This is a genomic window from Streptomyces sp. NBC_00080, from assembly GCF_045041255.1.
Taxonomy (GTDB): Bacteria; Actinomycetota; Actinomycetes; order Streptomycetales; family Streptomycetaceae; genus Streptomyces; species Streptomyces coriariae.
This window is the reverse complement of record NZ_CP108235.1, coordinates 9,166,859-9,183,813: the sequence shown is the minus strand read 5'-3', so window position 1 is coordinate 9,183,813 and position 16,955 is coordinate 9,166,859. Positions and strand designations below refer to the sequence as shown.

Here is a 16,955-nt window from a genome sequence, read left to right as displayed (position 1 = left end):
GAGTTGCCTGCCGGGCTACCCCGTCACGGAGGGCAGCAACCACGGGGCATCCTCTCTCTCCGGCCGTGCACGGCCGGGAGGGCCACTGGCCGTGGCCTGGCCGTCGGCATGCGACTGCCGGGCCACGGCACAGTCTGCGTCCGATGTCTATCGCCTCCGCTCCGGGTTCAGTCTGGTGCGCAGGGATGCGGCGTCGGGGTGGCCCAGGTCGTCCATGATGGTCAGGGCCTCGGTCCAGGCGGCGTGGGCCGCGGCCGGAGCTCCGGCGCTCAGGTGGGTGTCACCGAGGTGGGTGAGGGCGCTGGCGACGAACCAGGGAAGGTCGCCCTGCCGCCGGTAGAGGGCGAGGGCCTTGTGGAAGGCGGTGACGGCTTCGTCGTGCTGGCCTAGATGGTGGTGGGCATAGCCGACGCTGTCCCAGGTGTGTGCCGCGTTGATGTCGTCGCCGAGCTCGAGGCAGAGGGCGAGAGCCTGTCGGCAGTGGTCGAGTGCCTGTCGATAGCGGCCGAGCAGGACATGGCCCCAGCCGACGGCGTTGAGTGCGGAAGCGATCGCCGTCCGGCTGCGGCGGTCGTCCGCGCCCCGGCCTTCACTGGCGCGGAAGAGCGCGAGGGACTGTTCCGCGGCGGCGAGCGAGCTCTCCAGGTCCCCGTTCTGCTCGAGCGACCAGGCCAGCGTCCGGTGGCTCTCGGCCGCGGCTCTGATGTCGCCGGCCGCGGTGGAGAGGTCGATCGCCCGCCGGGCCTCGGCCGCGGCCCGGCCGAAGAGTCCCCGGCCCGCCAGGGCCAGGCCGAGACCGCGGTGGGCGTACGCCTCGGCGATCCCGTCGCCCAGGCGGCGCGCGGAGGTCAGGGCAGAACTCTGCATGGCCTCTTCTTCCTGCCAGAGACCGCGCAGGTGCAGATGGTTGGCGAAGGCCCAGGCGAGTTGCCAGGCGTGGGTGTCGAAGCGGTGGGCGGTGGCCTGCTCGACGGCCGCGATCAGTACCGCCTGTTCGGCGGTGCACCAGGCCGTCGCCTTCCCCGCGTCCTCACCGAACTCCTCGGGCCGTACTCCCCGCGCTGTCGGTTCGAGGGGGATGAGTGCGCGGGCCCGGTTGGTGAGCGCGGCTGCCCGGTGGGCGGTGTGGAGGTAGTGGTCGAGGACGCGGTGGCGGGCGGCCCGGGTGCGTTCGGGGGTTTCGAGGGTGCGGGCGAGTTCGCCGGCGTAGGTGCGGAGCAGGTCGTGGGAGGCGTAGCGGCCGGGCGCCGTTTCGTCGAGGAGATGGGTCTGGAGGAGTTCGGTGAGCAGACGCCGGGTGTGAGGGAGGGCGTGGCCGGCGAGGCTGGCGGCGGCGACCGCGGTGGTGTCGGGGCCGGGGTGGACGGCGAGGAGGCGGAACAGCCGTGCGGCGTCGGGGGTGAGGGCACGGTAGGACCAGGAGAAGACGGCGCGTACGTCGGCGGCGCTGTCGCCGTGGCCCTGAAAGGCGTCCAGGTCCGCAGCGCTCTCACGGAGTTCGGCCGCGAGGGCGGTCAGGGTGAGGGCGGGGCGGGTCGCGGCGCGGGCTGCAATGACGGCGAGGGCAAGCGGCAGGCGTGCGCAGTGGGTGACGATCTCGTCGACGGCGTCCGGTTCGGCTTCCACGCGGACTGCTCCTAGGCGTCGGGCGAGCAGGGCGTGGGCTTCGGCGAGGGTGAGTACATCGAGGTTGAGGGGGTGGGCGCCGTCGACGGCGACGAGGCCGGGGAGCCGGTCGCGGCTTGTGACGATGGCCAGGCAGCCGGGTGCTCCGGGCAGCAGCGGCCGGACCTGTGCGGCGTCGCGGGCGTTGTCCAGCAGCACGAGCACCTGCCGTCCGGACAGGAGAGTGCGGTAGGCGGCGGCCAGTGCGTCGAGGTCCTGGGGCAGGCCGCGCAGGTCGGCTCCCAGGGACGCCAGCAGGGTGCGCAGCGCGTGCTCGGGTGCGACGGGAAGGCCGACCGGGTCGAAGCCGCGGAGGTTCAGATAGAGCTGCCCGTCGGGGAATCGGGTGGCGATCCGGCGTGCCCAGTGCACGGCGAAAGCGGTCTTGCCGACGCCCGCCATGCCGGCTATCGCGCTGACCACCACGGTGCCGTTCGCCGACTGCGCCTCCGCCTCGCGGAGTTCCTCAGCCCGTCCCACAAACACGGTTAGTGCGGGCGGGAGTTGGGACGGTACGGGTGGGGAGGAGACGCGTGGTGCCGGAGTGGGGGTGGGCGCGGGCCGGGCCTCGGCCGGGGGTTCTGCCGGAGCGGTAGCGGGGCTTGGGTGGACGGGAGATCGTGGCGTGAGGAGGGCGGAGTCGGCTCGCAGGAGGCGCTGGTACAGGTCCTGCAGGGCCGGGCCGGGGTCCACGCCGAGTTCGTCCGCGAGTAGGCGCTGGGCCTCACGGTAGGTGTCGAGGGCCGCCGCCTGCCGTCCCGAGCGGCAGTAGGCCAGCATCAGCAGGGCGCGGAACCGCTCGTCCAGCGGGTGGCCGTCCACCAGCTCGGTCAGTTCCGCGGTGGCCTCCGCCGTGGCGCCGAGGCCGAGTTCGGCGGTGAGGCGGGTCGCCTGGGCGGTCAGACGTAGTTCGGTCAGGCGACGGCGCTGATGTTGCGCGTACTCGCCCCGGAGGCCGGCCAGCGCGGTGCCGTGCCAGAGGTTCGAAGCCTCTCGCAGGTGTTTCACCGCGCCCGCGCCGTCTCCCTGACCGCGTGCCTTCTCGGCCCGGGCGCACAGGTCCCGGAAGTCGCGCAGGTCCGACGCGACGGGTGCACGCAGGCGGTAGCCGTCTCCGGCGGAGCGGATGATGGAGCTGGCGGCGTCGGCGGTCGGGTGCAACGCCTTTCGGAGGCGGTGGACGTAGGTGCGCAGAACGCCGGGCGCCGACGCCGGTGGCTCGGCTCCCCATACGGCGTCGGCCAGCCTGGTAGCCGGCACCTGTGCACCTTCCGCCAGCAACAACGCGACCAGTACGAGGCGTTGCTGAGGCGGGCCGAGTTCGACTTCTGCCTCGTCGCGCCATGCCCTGACCGGGCCCAGCACCGAGAACCGCCACCGCCGTTCCATCCCGACGTCCTTCCCGCGATCGGTCTGAAGTCTCGCAGAGCGGGGCGGGTGGACGGACCGCCAGGTGGGCCGGGCCGGGGAGGACGGTGGTCAGCGTCTGCCCGACCCGCGTGGGTCGGAGGTCCGCTGATGCGGGTGGGCCGGTCGGGCCGGCGTTGGCGGGCGGAGCGGGGCGGGCGTCGCCGGGGCGGCCGAGGGTGAGGTGCTTCTCACCGCCGCTGCCGCCGCCGTCCTCGCCCGGGGGTCCGTCGCCGCCGGTGGGGTGCGTCGCCGGCTTTCCAGCTGCTGTCCGAGCTGACGCACGCTCATTTTTCCGCCCGTGTAGCGCCGGTCTGCCTCCGCCTTCGATTCGCGCATGGCGTGCAGCGCGCTCTGCAGGTACTGACTCTGCCGCGTCACTTCGGCGGTCAGGGCATGGACGCACGAATTGACGACATCTCTTTGCACCGCCACCTCCAACCAGGCCTCCACTTCCTGGACGTTCTTCAGAACGCCGTCCCGGATCGATTCCAGGGTGTGCGCGCAGGACGCCAGAGAATTCGAGTAGGCGACCTTGTCCTCGCCTCTCCGGTCACCGAAGGAATGACTCACGCTGGGTCTGGAGAGCAGATCGATCCGCTCCCCGGCAGCCGTCTTGATCTCCTCCTTGCATTCCGTGAGAATGTGCCGGAACTCCCTGTGTGCGGCGGCGAACCCCTGGTGTGCCACGTACTTCTCAACGACTTCGCGCGAGGTCGTGTAATGCTGTGACGCCGATTTGTCCGTGCGGGACCATCCCGTCCACCCGGCATGGCTGCTGCTCTTCTCTCGGTTCGTCCGCTCGTACAGCCCCGCGGCCACCTGCCAGAGATCCTCTTGCCGAATGACATATTTCGTCGCGAACAGATCGGGCAGTTCGGGTGTGTGGGCTCTGCGTCGGTACGCGTGGATGGCGTCGACGACTTCTTCGATGGGGTCCATCTCCCCCTCCTTTCCTCCCGGTGAATCTTCCGGGGAAGCGTTCTCCCGCGGGCCGCCGGTGGTCCCCTGCCATCCAGTGCTACGGCTCGGGCGCCCGTCCGGTTCACGGGTTCGCGTCCCCCCGGGATCCGGCCCGAGCCGCTCTGCCCAGATCGAGCCGGAAGAACGTGAACCCGATCGGGCCCTCGGCCGTCGTTGAGATGACAGAACTCGACGTCACGGAATTCGGTGGTGAGCAAGACTCATGCATAGCTCCAGCAGCAGTTCGTACGGTCCCGGATCCCTGGAACGCAACCAGGACCTGCAGGATGTAGCACCATATCCCGAGGGCACGACTGCGGTCGTGGCCCGGATCTACCTCAACGAAAGCACCACCTCGTCCTACCGTTCTCCCGTTTACACCAGCAGCACTTCAGCGGGATCCGACAGCCGGTACGCGTGGGCAGGCCACAACGACCAAGAAATACAGATGTCAAAAAACGACGCAGAGGTGAAAGCCCTGGACTGGGCCTACAAGCAACTCACTCAGAGGGGCGCGACCGGCCTTCCGTACAAGGCCATCGTGACCCTTGTGGGGAACACGGGCACCTGCAACGGATGCAAGGTGAGGCAGCAGGCTCTCGTCAATGATCTGACCACCCTCGGGATCAAGACGTCCGTGCGGCCCAACTATCTCTACTGGGGCCCGGCGAGCCCCGGTCGTGGCGGCCGGACGACGTACGGATACATCGGCGCCGTACCCAGAATCAGCGCTGCCGGTGCGGCGCTTCACCCCGGTTCGCCGACAAACCAGTATCAATCATACGATCACGTAAGCGGTGGGGGTATCGGGTACGCAAGTCCGCAGAACGCCATACGCGCCGCGGCCTTGAGGACGAGCGTCCCCGGCCGTACAGACCCGGATACCCCGCAGGTCACGCCGTCACCGCCGAGCTCCTCTCCCACCCTCGAGCAGGCCCTGAGGCAGGCTGTTCTGGAGAAGCAGCGGGCACAGAATGCGGTAAGCAGTTGTGCAATGAGCAGGGAAAGCGCGGCCAGGGAACTGGAGAGGGCAAAAACAGATCGACTTGAATCCTACAGAAGAATCCATGACAGGCTTTCAAGGACCATCAACCCCATGAACCACCCTCTCTCGCAAGCGCAAAGCAGCGATTTGAAGAGGAGGGCCATGCTGGAGAACGCGACATTCGACCCCCCGGTGACGGCAGCGCAGCAGAAGGTGGAAAATGCCGAAAGCGGCTTGGCCGCGGCTCAGACTGCGCTGACGACGGCGCAGAGGAAGGTGGAGGCGCTGGAGGCGCAGCAGTCGGCAGCCGCGTCGAGGCCGGCCGTCTCACACACCGCCAGTACGAGCACCGGCGTGTCCCGCTCCCTTGGAGGCAACCGCTTCTGAGCGGCCGTGCCGTTCACTGTGAGGATCCGCCGCCGAGCGAATGAGAGGGGACGGAGCCCGAAGAAGGGCTCCGTCCCCTCTCAGCTGCCCGTGACGGCATGCGGTGTGCGGGATCGCCCGGGCCCGGGCGCGTCATCCGGGCGGGATCGCCGTCCGAGGCTCCTCGACCGGGGGCGGTTCCTTCGGCCGGTGCTGGCCCGGCTTGCAGCCCGCGAAGAGGCCCGAGGGATCGCGCAGGTTGTTCATCGTCGGCGTGAGGAAGTCCCGGTGCCACATGGCGGGGCCGGTCAGCGGCGAGCGGCTCCCCGTGAGGTCCTGCCAGGCCATCCAGAGGCCGTAGAGCTGTGCGACGGCCTCCGTGTGCTCGTACCAGCGTGGGCACCAGGGGGCGGTGGAGGAGATCTCACGGCCGTAGACCGGCACCAGCAGTCCGTGCACCCATATCGCTAGGTCAGCGACTGCCCCGACGAAGTCCTCCCCCGCCTTGTAGAGGATGAACGGCGGATCGTCCGAAGAGACGGGATCCGGCGGGCGTTGCGCGGGCTCCCCGGGCGGCGGTTCCGCGGCTGCTGGGGCGGCCGGCTCGGTGGGAGGGGGACCCTCGTCGGCGGCCGCCGCGCCGCGTATCCATCCGTCCACGGCCGGCTTTTCCGTACCCGTCGGATCCGCTCCCGGCAGGGCTGTGCCCTCAGCGCTCGGTGCCATGTCCCTCACCTGTCCACTTCTGTGCGGCACGTCGGGTGATGGCATCCGCCTCGGCCGCGGCGGCGGCGGAGACGGCCGTCGCGCCGGGCTCCTTGAACCAGGGGCGGAGCCGGATCATGGCGGGCTTGACCCCGGTGGCCAACAGCAGCGCGGTGCCCTTGGGCAGGGCGCGGATGCGGTCGGGCGGGAGGATCGGGTCGAGGCGGTACGAGGTGGAGTGGGAGGTGCCGTCCTTGCTGCGGGAGACGCTCACGGTGGCCACCTCGTGCTGGCCCACCAGCTTGGAGACTTTGTCGACGAAGTCGGCGTCGTCCAGGCCCGCGCCGAGAAGTTTGATGGTCGCGGCGCTCCAGAGCGCGTCCATTCCCGCCTCGCCCCAGACACGGCTGCCCTGGCGGTAGCTCTGGAGCAGTGTCACGACGTTGATGCCGCGGGATCCCAGGTGGCTGTAGAGGTCGGGGAGATCGGAGATGCGGCAGACGTTGGCGGCCTCGTCGAGGACGGCGGTCATGGGCGGGTCGAGGCGTCCGCCCATACGTTCGGCGGCCATCACCCCGGCGCGCATGGTGCCGTCGGCGATCCCGGCGACGACTCCGGCCGCTGAGCCTCCGCCGTCCTTGGACAGGAGGTAGAGGGTATCGCGGGTGAGGACGTGGTCGTGGGGGCGGAACTCGGGCAGGTCGGGCTGCGGGGTGACCCAGGCGACGATCTCGGGGTCGAGCAGACACGACACGCACTGGCGGGCGGTCTCGTAGATGCCGTCGCGGGTCTCGACCGCGCCGCGGACCGTGCCCTGGAGCTGTTCGGCGAAGGCGTGCATGCCCATGTCGCGCAGCAGGTCGATCGGGGTGCGGTCGGCCGGGTCGGCGAGCCAGGCGAGCAGGTCGGTGACCTGGCGTTTTCCGCCGGCGGCAGCGTGGAAGAGCGCGGTGAGGGTGTTCTGCGCGGCGGAGATCCAGAAGTCCTTCTTCGAGGAGTCGTCGTTGACGGAGGCCACGAAGTGTCCGGCGAGACGGCGGGCGCCCTCGATGGTGGCGCAGTCGGCAAGCATGTCCCACCACATCTCGCGGGGGACGTGCGCAATACCCTGCGGGTCGAAGGTCCAGACCCGGCCGACCTCGGTACGGGCGGCGCGGGTGACGGCGTAGACGTCGGACTTGTTGGAGGTCAACAGGACGGCCCCGCGGGCCCGCAGGACGCGCGGGATGGCGATGCCGGTGGACTTGCCCGCGCGCGGTGCCATGAGGTCGAGTTCGACGTCCTCGAAGGAGGAGCGCAGTTCGGGGCCGTCGGGCGACAGGTCGCCGAGGAGGTTGCCGGTGTCGTCGGCGTGGAGTTCTCTGATTCCCTTGAGGGAGGGGCGCAGATCGCGGGCGCGGGCGGCGATGCCCTCGGGGGCGAGCGCGGCGAGTTCACGGACACCGGCCAGTCCGGAAGTGGGACGCCGGTGTCCCCGTACGAAGGTGAGCAGTGCGACGGCGACGGCGACGACCGCGGCGAACGCCACCGCGATGCCGCCGTACACGGCAGCCGGCGGGGCACCGGGCCACGCCTTCTCCGGTCCGTGGGCGGCGAGTTCGGCGAAGGTGGACGCGGCGAAGGGCGGCGGGCTCCAGCCCGCGCCGCTCAGCGCCGCCGCCGTCGTAGCGCCGAGCCAGACGGTGGTGGAGAGCAGCAGAACCACAGTCGCGACGGTGACGATCGCCCAGGGGGCGAGTTCGTTGCCCGTGGGCCGGGGGCGGCCGCTCACGCGGTGCGCCCGGGGTCGGCGGGGCGGGGCGGTTCTCCGGCGGCCCAGCGGCTGTTGGTGTCGTGCAGGTCGCGTTCGGTCTGGGTGATGGCGACCTTGATGGGAATGCCGGGCCGGCCGCCGACCTTTATGAGGAACCGGCCGCGCCCGGGAGGTTCCTCGTGGCCGCCGGTGACGGCCCAGCCGGGCGGGGAGGACCAGGAGGAGACAAGGTCGATCTCGCGCTCCGACAGCCCTACGACGCGCCCGAGTTCCTCCATCTCGGTGCGGGGCAGCCCGGCGCAGACGACCATGCCGGCGCGTTCGACGAAGCCGCGTGCCTTGGCCCGGTCGGACTCGCTGCCGAGGGCCTCGGCGTCCTTGAGGGTGTGCGTGATCTTGGCGTCGCCGAGGCCGAGGGAGCGGTTGAGGCGGGTCAGGGCGTCGATGCGGTCGACGATGCCGGAGGCGGCGCGCAGCGGGCGCCAGAGTTCGTCGAGGACGGTGAAGTACCAGCGGCGGGGGGCCAGTCCGGAATCGGCGAGGGCGTGCGCGGCGGCGACCGTGCCGAGGCCGTCGGACCAGGCGGCGAGCATGGCGGCGGCGGTGAGCTGGGTGTCGGACTCGCCGATGCGGGAGATGTCGATGCACACGGCGGGCGCGGCGGGGTCGATGCGGGTGGAGGTCGGCGAGGAGAAGGTGCCGCCGAGCGGGCCGTCGAGGATGCCGAGCAGGGAGCGGTGCAGGGGGTCGACCGCGTCGCGGTATCGGTGGTCGTCGCCACGGTCCAGGGTGACGGCGCGGACCCGGTCGGGTCCCTGCTGGAGGACGGCGAGCAGGTCGGGCAGCAGCGGTGCGCGGCCGGTCGGCGTTCGTTCCCTCAGATGATGCAACGCCGCGGCGAGGACCGACTGTTCGTGGTCGTCCATGGGGCGGCTACGGACGACGGAGATCAGCGCGGCGACCATGTTGAGGACGCGGCCCTGCGCCTCGGCGGCCAGGCTCTGCCCGGCCGTTCCGCCGAGGCGGGCGGCGGCGGCACCCATCGCGCCGGGGTCGAGGATGTTGATGCCGCCGACTCCGCGCCCGATGGAGATGACCTGTCCGCCGAGCGCGCGCACGGTGTCGGCGTAGTCGGGCTTGAGGTCGCCGAGGACCAAGGGCACGACTCCCGTGGCGGCGAGGCCGATCAGCATGCGGTTGACGAGGGTGGACTTGCCCAGGCCCGGCATCCCGAGCATGAACAGGGAGGGGTTTGAGATGTAACGGGCGCGGGTGAACCAGGAGATGGGGTCGCCGCACACGGTGGCGCCGGTGTCCAGGTGCTGGCCGAGGGGCACTCCCGTCATCGGGGAGCCCGATCCGGCGGCGAACGGCCAGAGTCCGCAGGCCTGTACGGTCGTCGCGCGCCACATGGTGGGCGGGTCAAGGTGGCCGATCTCGCCGCCGCCGGGGCCGGGCCAGCCGCGCGCGCCCGGCAGACGCGGCGGCGGCCCCTTGGGGGTTGCGGACCGGGAACCGGTGCTGCTCACAGTGCCTCCTGGAGTGCCTGCGGAACGAGGGTGTGCTCCCAGGGCAGTACGCCGACGGGGAGGGTGCAGGTGAAGGCCGCGGCCTGCATACGGTCGGCCGGGCGCAGCGAGAGCCGGGCGGCGGCCTGGAGGTTGCGCACGGTGACGGCGGCGTCGGCGAGCTGAGCCTGGGTGTCCACCGTGACGGTGACCATGAGGGAGAACTCCACGAGCCCGGCGCCGGCGGCCTCCTCGGCGGCGGTCTGCTCGGCGGCGCGCATCTCGGAGGCGGCGCGGGCCTGGACCATGCCCTTGCCGGAGGTGGCCATGAACTGGGCGGCGCGGCGGTCGGCCTCGACGATCCTGGCCGAGGTCGCCGGGTCGATGGGCCGGTAGAGCAGGGCGACCCGCTTGCGGCGGGTGTTCGGGGCGGCTTCCAGGAGGCCGCGCAGCACGCTGGAGCGCACGGTGCCGCGCGGCGCCAGGGTCAGCAACCAGGTGCGGGAGATCCCGGAGTCGTGCTGGTAGGAGTTGACCGTCTCCACGGCGGCGGCGGGGCCGGCGTCCTCCCAGACCAGTCCGGTCGCGCCGTGGCGGGCACGGGCGTCGAGGACGTCACCGGCGATGTCGGGGTCGTAGGCGACACGGACCACCTCGGAGATGCGCTCGGCCGACAGCGGCGCCGCCGATCCCCCTCCCGCGCCGACGAGCCCGCTGAGCAGACCAGGGATGCGCATGGCCAACTCGGTCACGATCTCTGACTGTTGGCGTTTCTGGCCGGGGAGGACGCCGTAGGTGAGGGCGATGTAGGTGTTCATCTCGGAGGAGGCGGAGGGGTAGCGTTCGACGACCTCGCGCATCACTGCCTGGGCGGCGGCGGGCGCGTCCGCCTTGATCCTGGGCAGCACCTCGTTGGCCAGTCGGGTGCCGGAGTCGGGTGCGGTCTCCACCACCACGCAGGCGCCGCGGAGTTGGGGCTCCTGGGAGAGCCGCGCCAGCCACTGCCCCCAGGCGGCGACCCATACGTCGGTCTGGTCGGGGTCGACGAGCGAGCCGCCGTCGGGTTCGCAGCCGAGCACGATGGTGTACGTGTTGCGCCCCGGGTGGTGCAGGACGCCGAAGGGACGGTCGTAGGCGTCGCGTCCTTCGCTCATGGTCAGGCGGCTGAGCAGTCCGGGCGGGCCGAACCGTCCGCCGGGGCGGGTCGACAGGGGGCCGCTGGCGTAGAGATGGGCGCCCTTGGAACGGCGCCGCAGCCATCCGACGCGCAGGCCGAGCAACTGGTAGAGGTTGCGGCCGTCCTGGGTGCGCACCATGAGCGGCACGATCACTGAGGCGAGCGGGAAGAGGACGAACAGGGCCGCCACGAGGGAGACCAGGGAGACGAGCAGGGTGAGCACCAGCCCGCCGAACACCGCGAACGTGCCGAGCAGCCCGAGCGGGCCGAGTCCGGGGCGTCGGGGGCGGCGCCAGTTCCCGTAGGTGGGATGGACGACCGTATCCGTCGACATGGGGGTTCCTGGGGTGATGAGTTGGTGGGTCGTGAGGGGCTGAAGGAGTGGGCCGCGCATCCCCATGGATCGTGGGGATCGGCGGTGCGGGCAGTGTGGGCCGCGAGAGCGCGACTACGGCGGCGTCGTGGGCCGTGCCTGCGGCAGTGCCCGCGCCCGCGCGCACCCGTGTCCCGTCACCGGTTGTGTCCTCGGTCGCCGTCGGCGCCGTCGACCGCTCCGGCGGCCACCCGGCCCACGAACCGGCCCGCGGTCATCGCGGCTGCTGCTGCGGTGCCCACCGGTCCGGCCGCGGCGGCGGCGCGCGCTTGGCCGGGTCCGGCCGCACCGGACGGTCCCGCGGAACCGGGCATCCCGCCGGACCCGCCGGAGGAACCGGTCCCGCCGCCGATGGACTTGGCGCCCGAGGCGAGCGAGCCGACAGCGGCACCCGTACTGCCCGGGGCGCCGCTGCCGAGCGCGGCCGTGGCCGGCACGATCAGTTTGAGCAGGGCGGGCAGGGCGAGTGCGGAGAGCAGCAGGACCCCGATGCCGGCGATCTTCTCGTGGATGCGGCTGTCGCCCTCACCGTCGTTGGACAGCATCGCGGCTCCGGCGAAGATGACGAGTCCGGCGGCGGGCTTGTAGAGCAGCCAGGCCACCATCCAGCCGATGTGCTTGCGCCACCAGCCGCCGCCCCAGTTCGTCATGGACGCGGCGGCGGCGACCGGCAGGGTGCCGAGCAGGATGATCATGACGCCGAGCCGGACGTAGAGCAGGACGGTCTGCACGATCGCGGCGATCAGCAGGAGGAACGCGAGGACCAGCAGCAGCACGGCGGGGATGCCGTCGCCTCCGCTGCATCCGATGGTGGTGAGCTGCTGCTGGGCGCCGGTGGCGAAGAGGTGGTCGGCGTACCGGTCGGAGAGGCTCGCCAGGGCGGTGACGACGGCGGTCGCGCCGCCGGCCACGAGGATCACGCGGAGCAGCCCCTTGAGTGCCGCCGTCCCCGCCTCGCCGCGCCGCTCCAGCGCCATTCGCGCGGCGGCGAAGAGCAGCGATCCGACGGCGGTGTAGACGACTAGCCACTGGGTCTGCTGGTTGACCTTGTTCGCCGTGCCGTCGGAGACCAGGGTGGGGATGCCGGTGGTGAGGTCGCCGAAGACCGCGATGGCACCGGCGAGGACCTTGTTGGCGATGACCTCAAGGATGGTGCCGATGGGGTCGCCGAGGAAGTCGAAGAAGCCCTTGATGACGTCGCCGGGGCCGCTTCCCGTTTCGCAGGCCATGTCACACCTTCCAGAGGACGAAGCCGTCGGTGCCGCTCGCCGAGGAGAGTTCGGTGTGCAGTCCGCCGTCGTTGGCGGGCCGGATCTTCCAGTCACCACCGCTCCAGAGCAGCCGGACCGAGGTGCTGAAATAGGGCCCGTCCGGGCTCTTGATCAGCACGTCGACCGTGGCGGCGGCGGGGCTGTACTCGGCGAGCAGGAATCCGGCGTAGGTGCCGTTCCTTCGGGTCTTGAGGCGCGCGTCGGAGAAGGACCCTCGCTGCGAGACGAACAGGTCGCGCCCGAACCCGGCCACCACTTGGTCCCGGGTCACTGCACGCCAGTCGGGCGAGGTCATCTGGGCGGGGATGACGTGGGCCGCCAGGACCGCGCCCATCGGGGTGCGGGCGAAGCACCACAGCACAGGACCGGTCTCCTGGGTGGGACCGGCGGCGGCCGAGACGGGTACGCGCGTGCCGCCGACGGTTCGCCAGCGCAGATCGGCGGGCGGCGCCTCGGGGGCGGCGCGGTCGCCGTCGCCGTCGCCGGTGGTGCAGCCCGCGGGGCGGCCCGTGGTGTCCGAGGCTGTCTTGGTCAACGGGCCTGCCGCGGAAGCGGTTTCGAGCAAGGGCGGGGGATCGCCCCGGGTGACGACAGCGAGGAGCGAGAGGGCGAGGGCCGCCGCGAGGAAGCCGGCGGCCAGCAGCCAGCCCCGCTGTCTCCAGAAAGGAAGCGCGAACGGGTCCTCGCCGTGCTGCCGGGAAGGGGCGGGGAGGGAGATGGCGGGGGCGGCCGGGGGGCCGACATCCGTCTCGGCGGTCGAGGGGCCGCCATGCGCTTCGGCGGCCGAGGCTCCGCTGCGGTCCTCCGGCACCTCGCCGGGGACGGCCGGGACCCCGTCGGGGACGGCTGAGGCTCCCCCGTCGTCGGCTGAGGCTCCCCCGTGTTCGGCTGAGGTAGACATGGGGTGTTCTCCCTCCGGTTCAGTTGAAGACGAACTGGACGAGGGGGCCGGCGGTGGCCACCAGGACACAGCCGCCCAGCACCATGCCGAGTCGGCTCATGTGCTCCGAACTCTCGCCGCGCTTCACGGAGATGGCCATCATCGCGCCCGTCACCAGCACGCCGGCCACTCCGGCCGCGGTGCCCGCCCAGGCGGCGATGCCCAGCACGAGGTCGATCTTCTCGGTGAGGGCTTCGGGGGCCTGGCGCTGGGGGTCGGGGACGGCGGCGGCAAGGAACGTGAGCATGACGAATCTCCTGATGGGCGGTGAGAGGTGCCGAATGACGTATGACTTGGGCCTGGGGCCCGTTTTCACAGCCCCAGGGGGCCGAGGAACTGCACGATCGGTCCGGCGGTCGTGGCGAGCACGCACCCGGCGATCACGAAGAACAGGCCCCGCATGTACGAGGCGCCCTCTCCGGGTTCACCGCGGCGCAGCTGGAGGGCCATGAGGATGCCGGTGACGAGGACGCCGGCGACACCGGCGGCGGAGGCGCACCAGGCGAGGACACCGAGGACGAAGTCCGCGTCGGCGCCGGGGTCGAAGGTGGCGGCGAGGAGCTCGTGGGCGGCGGTGGCACGGGGCATGATCCGTCCTTGGGTAAGGGTCGGAGGTGACGGGACCGGGTGTTCGAACCCGGCCGGGGTCGGGTCGCGTCCGCCCTAGCGGCGGGCGGAGGTCTCGGGGATGGCGGCGGCCTCGGGACGAGGCGGGACGAGTGCCGCAAGGTCCACGACGGACCGCGGCGCCTTGGGGGCGGGCTTGCCCACCCGCCACTGGGGGATCCAGGGCACGCTGAAGGTGCGTACGGCGGCGCGCAGAACCCGGACACGACGCCACAGTTCGGGCGGGAGGCGGCCGGGCGCGTCGGCCACCAGGACGAGTGCCACCAGCCGTACGCCGGCGGGGTGCCGGCCCATGCGCAGTGAGTCCAGCGCCTTGGACGCGGCCTGGAGGCCGGCCAGATGGGTCCGGGCCAGCAGCAGGATGTCGCCGGGATCACCCTGATCGACCTCTGGCCAGGCGTGGCCGACGTCCGTCCCGCCGAGCGCCGCCGCGAACGTGGTCGCGCCCGCGCCCCCGTGCGCGCCGACCCAACTGATGCCGACGGCGGGCGCGGGCGGGGCCTTGAATACGGGGGGCGGGGCCTGCCGGAGCGACGGCGGCAGGGCCAGGACGGCGGTGGGCGAGCCCTCCTGCAGCGGGGCGGGCGTGGCCTCCTGGATCGGGTGGGCCGGGGCTTCCAGGATCGAGGCTGCCGGACCGGGCCGTTCCACGGGAACAGCGGTGGGGACGGAGACGGGGCCAAGTGCAGGGCCGGTGATGACGGGATTCGGTGCGGTCCGCTCGAACGGCCTTGACGTGAGATCGAGTTGACGATCCGTCACGGGTCCGCGGACCCAGGAGTCCGCCGGGGGGTTCACGGCCGAGGCGCTCATCGGGTTCCTCTTCCTTCTTCCGCGCGGGGGTGTTTCCGGGCACGCCGGACACCGGGTCGGCGACGGCGGTTCGGGGAGCCCGAGGACCTGTGCAGACGTACCGGCGTCCCGCCCGTGGCGGGCGGGGACGCCGGGATCCGGGTTCCGTCGTCCGGCAGACGTTCGATCCGTGGTGCCGGGCCGCCGAAGGTGTCCGGAGGAGGGTGGTTCGCCTCCGTGTGCTCCCTACGACAGCCACCTACGGACGGAAGCCCGCCGACAGTTCACTCCCGGATCCGATTGATCGAAATTGAACTGCATCGACGGTCCCGGCCGTTGCCGAGCACGAACAGATCCGCACCCCGCCCCCGAGCACGGGAAGCGTGCCGGATCCGGCCGGATGAGGCCACCCAGATACGGCCGTCGGGAGAGGTGGCAGCGGTGAGCGGGAACGCGGGCGATTCCGGAGGGGGGACCGGTTCCGAGGGCATGGGGACAGCCGTGAAGGCCGGTGCGGCGGTGGGCGGCCTGGGGTGTCTGATGTCCCCCGTCGCCATGGCCGTGGCGATCTCCTCCGTGTTCGTGATCGGCGGCTTCGGAGTACTGTTCGCGCCGCTGATCGCGCTGATCCTCTTCTTCACCGGCGGAGGCGACGGGGGCGGCGGTGCCGGCAAGGCGCCCGACCCCGACCGGATCTCCGAGATCGTCCAGGGCGACGGAAGCGGCGAGTTCGACCCGAAGTCGGTGCCTGAGGGCATGGCCGACCCCATCGCCGAGGCGGGCGCGCTCTGCCCCGACATCGGTCCGGTCGTGATCGCCGCCCAGATCGACCAGGAATCCGGCTTCCAGAGCAACAGGACCGGCCCGGGGGGCGAGCAGGGTGTGTCGCAACTGCCGCCCGACGTGTTCACCCGGCTCGGCGAGGACGACGACGACAACGGCGAGACCTCCGCGCTCGACTCGGCCGACTCGATCCTGGCCCAGGGCCGCTTCATGTGTGAACTTGCCGACCAGATAAGGCCGTTGGTGAGTGCGGAACCACTGAGCGACCTGGTGAGCCTGACCCTGGCGGCCTACGACGCCGGGCCGGACGCCGTGCGCGAGGCCGGCCGCGTCCCCCGGACCAACGCCTCCCAGCAGTACGTCCTGGCGATCCGGGCCAAGTTCGCGATCTACGAGGGCGCGGTGCCCGCGTCCCCGCCCGCCCAAGACACCGAAGGACAGTGAGAATCATGTTCCAACTGGAACAGCGTGGCGTGAAGAACGCGCAGACCGAGCTCGGCCCCGCCGCCGGTGCCGGTGCCGAGCGGGGCGACGACTCCGGAGGCAGGCCGTGCCCCGTCTTCATCTCCGCCGACGGCACCGTGGCGGTCAACGGCGAGATCATCGCCTCTGCGGCCTCCGGCGACGCCGCGCAGACCGCCGTACTCGACCATCTGCACCAGCGAGCACTGGCCCTGGCGACACCGGTCGAGGCGTCGGTCCTGGACCAGCAACGGCGCATCGTGCTGCGCATCCGGGTACGGGAGGACGGCGCGAGCGAGCTGCTCGAGGACCCGCTCCCCCTGGACCTGGCCGACCCGTCGCCCGTGCCGGGCCCAGCACCGGCACATCCGGGGCCCACGGCCTCGCCGGTGACTCCGACTCCCCCGGCGGTCTCGGCTCCCCCGGCGGCCCCGGCCCCCTCTGCCGTGCCGTCGGCGCCGGAGGTGCCCGGTTCGGGGGCTGCGCCAAGCGCGGGGGCTGGCGCGGGGGCGAGGGAAGGGGAAGGAAGAGGCTCGAGGAGCGGGCCGTACCGGGATTACGACACCGCCATACTGACCGCGCTCAGAACGCCCACTCACCGTCCTCCGGCCCAGGCCGTTCAGGCGCCGAACCCGTCTCCGCATCCATCACCCGGGCCGGTCGCGGTGCCCGAGGAGCTCGTCGCCGGGGTGACTCTGGTCTGCGAGACCGTCACCAGCGGTGAGCTGGCGCTGGCCAAGATCCAGGCGTCCGCGCTGGAACGGCAGGCGGCCCACCGCTTCGGGCCGGAACACCTCTACACGCTGGAGGCCCGCGCCCTCGAAGCGTATGTGGCCCATCTGACGGGCGATCACGCCGCGGCAACCACGCTCGCGCTCCAGGTGGCCGAGCTACGGCACCGGCAGGGCGACCTCCGGGCCCGCGAGGACATCGACCGTGCCGTCGCCTTCTGGGAGTTGCTGTCCTCCCCGTACACCGCGGTACCGCTCGGCCGGCGGCTGCTGCCGCTCTGGAACCGGATCAGCGGGGCCGACGGCACCGAGCGCTACGCGGCTGCCGGGCGACGCCTGTCGCTGCTGGCCCAGGTGACTCCGCCCGAATTCGCGGCGGCGCTGAGAAACATCTATTGAACCGCCCGTCGACTATTCACGTTGTGAGCGATGAAGCCTTCGCCGATT

General features: G+C 71.7%; 14 protein-coding genes. 3 read left to right on the top strand and 11 right to left on the bottom strand.

Annotated elements, in window-relative coordinates; all coding sequences use genetic code 11:
- Positions 1–147: 147 nt before the first annotated feature.
- Together OHU34_RS41045 and OHU34_RS41040 are read right to left on the bottom strand one after the other, a co-directional pair.
- Positions 148–3,054, bottom strand: coding sequence for a BTAD domain-containing putative transcriptional regulator (locus OHU34_RS41045; protein WP_142268421.1), 2,907 nt, complete (start codon positions 3,052–3,054; stop codon positions 148–150).
- 90 nt (positions 3,055–3,144) lie between these two features.
- Positions 3,145–4,014: a hypothetical protein gene (locus OHU34_RS41040; RefSeq protein WP_405771423.1), complete on the bottom strand. Its 870-nt coding sequence runs from the start codon at positions 4,012–4,014 to the stop codon at positions 3,145–3,147.
- 469 nt (positions 4,015–4,483) lie between these two features.
- Here OHU34_RS41040 and OHU34_RS41035 point away from each other — a divergent pair, with 469 nt between their 5' ends.
- Positions 4,484–5,407 carry a hypothetical protein gene (locus OHU34_RS41035; RefSeq protein WP_142268423.1) on the top strand — a complete coding sequence of 308 codons (924 nt, stop codon included), beginning with the start codon at positions 4,484–4,486 and terminating at the stop codon, positions 5,405–5,407.
- A 132-nt stretch (positions 5,408–5,539) separates the two neighbouring features.
- On the opposite strand, the gene OHU34_RS41030 is transcribed toward OHU34_RS41035, so the two are convergent.
- The 9 genes from OHU34_RS41030 to OHU34_RS40990 all read right to left on the bottom strand — a co-directional run bounded on the left by OHU34_RS41030 (position 5,540) and on the right by OHU34_RS40990 (position 14,391).
- Complete coding sequence (locus OHU34_RS41030) at positions 5,540–6,112, bottom strand: DUF4913 domain-containing protein (RefSeq protein WP_142268424.1); 573 nt, start codon at positions 6,110–6,112, stop codon at positions 5,540–5,542.
- Entirely contained in the window at positions 6,096–7,862 is a 1,767-nt protein-coding gene (locus OHU34_RS41025; protein WP_142268425.1) for a type IV secretory system conjugative DNA transfer family protein, read from the bottom strand. Before OHU34_RS41025 ends, OHU34_RS41030 begins: the two co-directional genes overlap by 17 nt.
- A complete protein-coding gene (locus OHU34_RS41020; protein ID WP_405771418.1) occupies positions 7,859–9,373 on the bottom strand; it encodes an ATP/GTP-binding protein in 1,515 nt (504 codons plus the stop codon). Before OHU34_RS41020 ends, OHU34_RS41025 begins: the two co-directional genes overlap by 4 nt.
- The gene (locus OHU34_RS41015) at positions 9,370–10,863 is read right to left on the bottom strand and encodes an SCO6880 family protein (protein ID WP_142268426.1); all 1,494 of its coding nucleotides are present in this window, start codon (positions 10,861–10,863) and stop codon (positions 9,370–9,372) included. The genes OHU34_RS41020 and OHU34_RS41015 overlap by 4 nt, the downstream gene beginning before the upstream one ends.
- A gap of 176 nt (positions 10,864–11,039) precedes the next feature.
- On the bottom strand, positions 11,040–12,131 hold the full coding sequence (locus OHU34_RS41010) for a hypothetical protein (protein WP_405771415.1): 1,092 nt from the start codon (positions 12,129–12,131) through the stop codon (positions 11,040–11,042).
- Position 12,132: 1 nt separating this feature from the next.
- On the bottom strand, positions 12,133–13,074 hold the full coding sequence (locus OHU34_RS41005; protein ID WP_235034677.1) for a hypothetical protein: 942 nt from the start codon (positions 13,072–13,074) through the stop codon (positions 12,133–12,135).
- Between the two features lie 19 nt (positions 13,075–13,093).
- Positions 13,094–13,360: a hypothetical protein gene (locus OHU34_RS41000; RefSeq protein WP_142268428.1), complete on the bottom strand. Its 267-nt coding sequence runs from the start codon at positions 13,358–13,360 to the stop codon at positions 13,094–13,096.
- A 65-nt stretch (positions 13,361–13,425) separates the two neighbouring features.
- A complete protein-coding gene (locus OHU34_RS40995; RefSeq protein ID WP_142268429.1) occupies positions 13,426–13,701 on the bottom strand; it encodes a hypothetical protein in 276 nt (91 codons plus the stop codon).
- A gap of 75 nt (positions 13,702–13,776) precedes the next feature.
- Positions 13,777–14,391 carry a DUF6668 family protein gene (locus OHU34_RS40990; protein ID WP_405771411.1) on the bottom strand — a complete coding sequence of 205 codons (615 nt, stop codon included), beginning with the start codon at positions 14,389–14,391 and terminating at the stop codon, positions 13,777–13,779.
- Between the two features lie 630 nt (positions 14,392–15,021).
- On the opposite strand from OHU34_RS40990, the gene OHU34_RS40985 reads away from it, so the two are divergent.
- Entirely contained in the window at positions 15,022–15,759 is a 738-nt protein-coding gene (locus OHU34_RS40985) for a lytic transglycosylase domain-containing protein (RefSeq protein ID WP_142268430.1), read from the top strand.
- A 5-nt stretch (positions 15,760–15,764) separates the two neighbouring features.
- The gene (locus OHU34_RS40980; protein ID WP_405771408.1) at positions 15,765–16,907 is read left to right on the top strand and encodes a hypothetical protein; all 1,143 of its coding nucleotides are present in this window, start codon (positions 15,765–15,767) and stop codon (positions 16,905–16,907) included.
- The last annotated feature ends 48 nt before the right edge of the window (positions 16,908–16,955 follow it).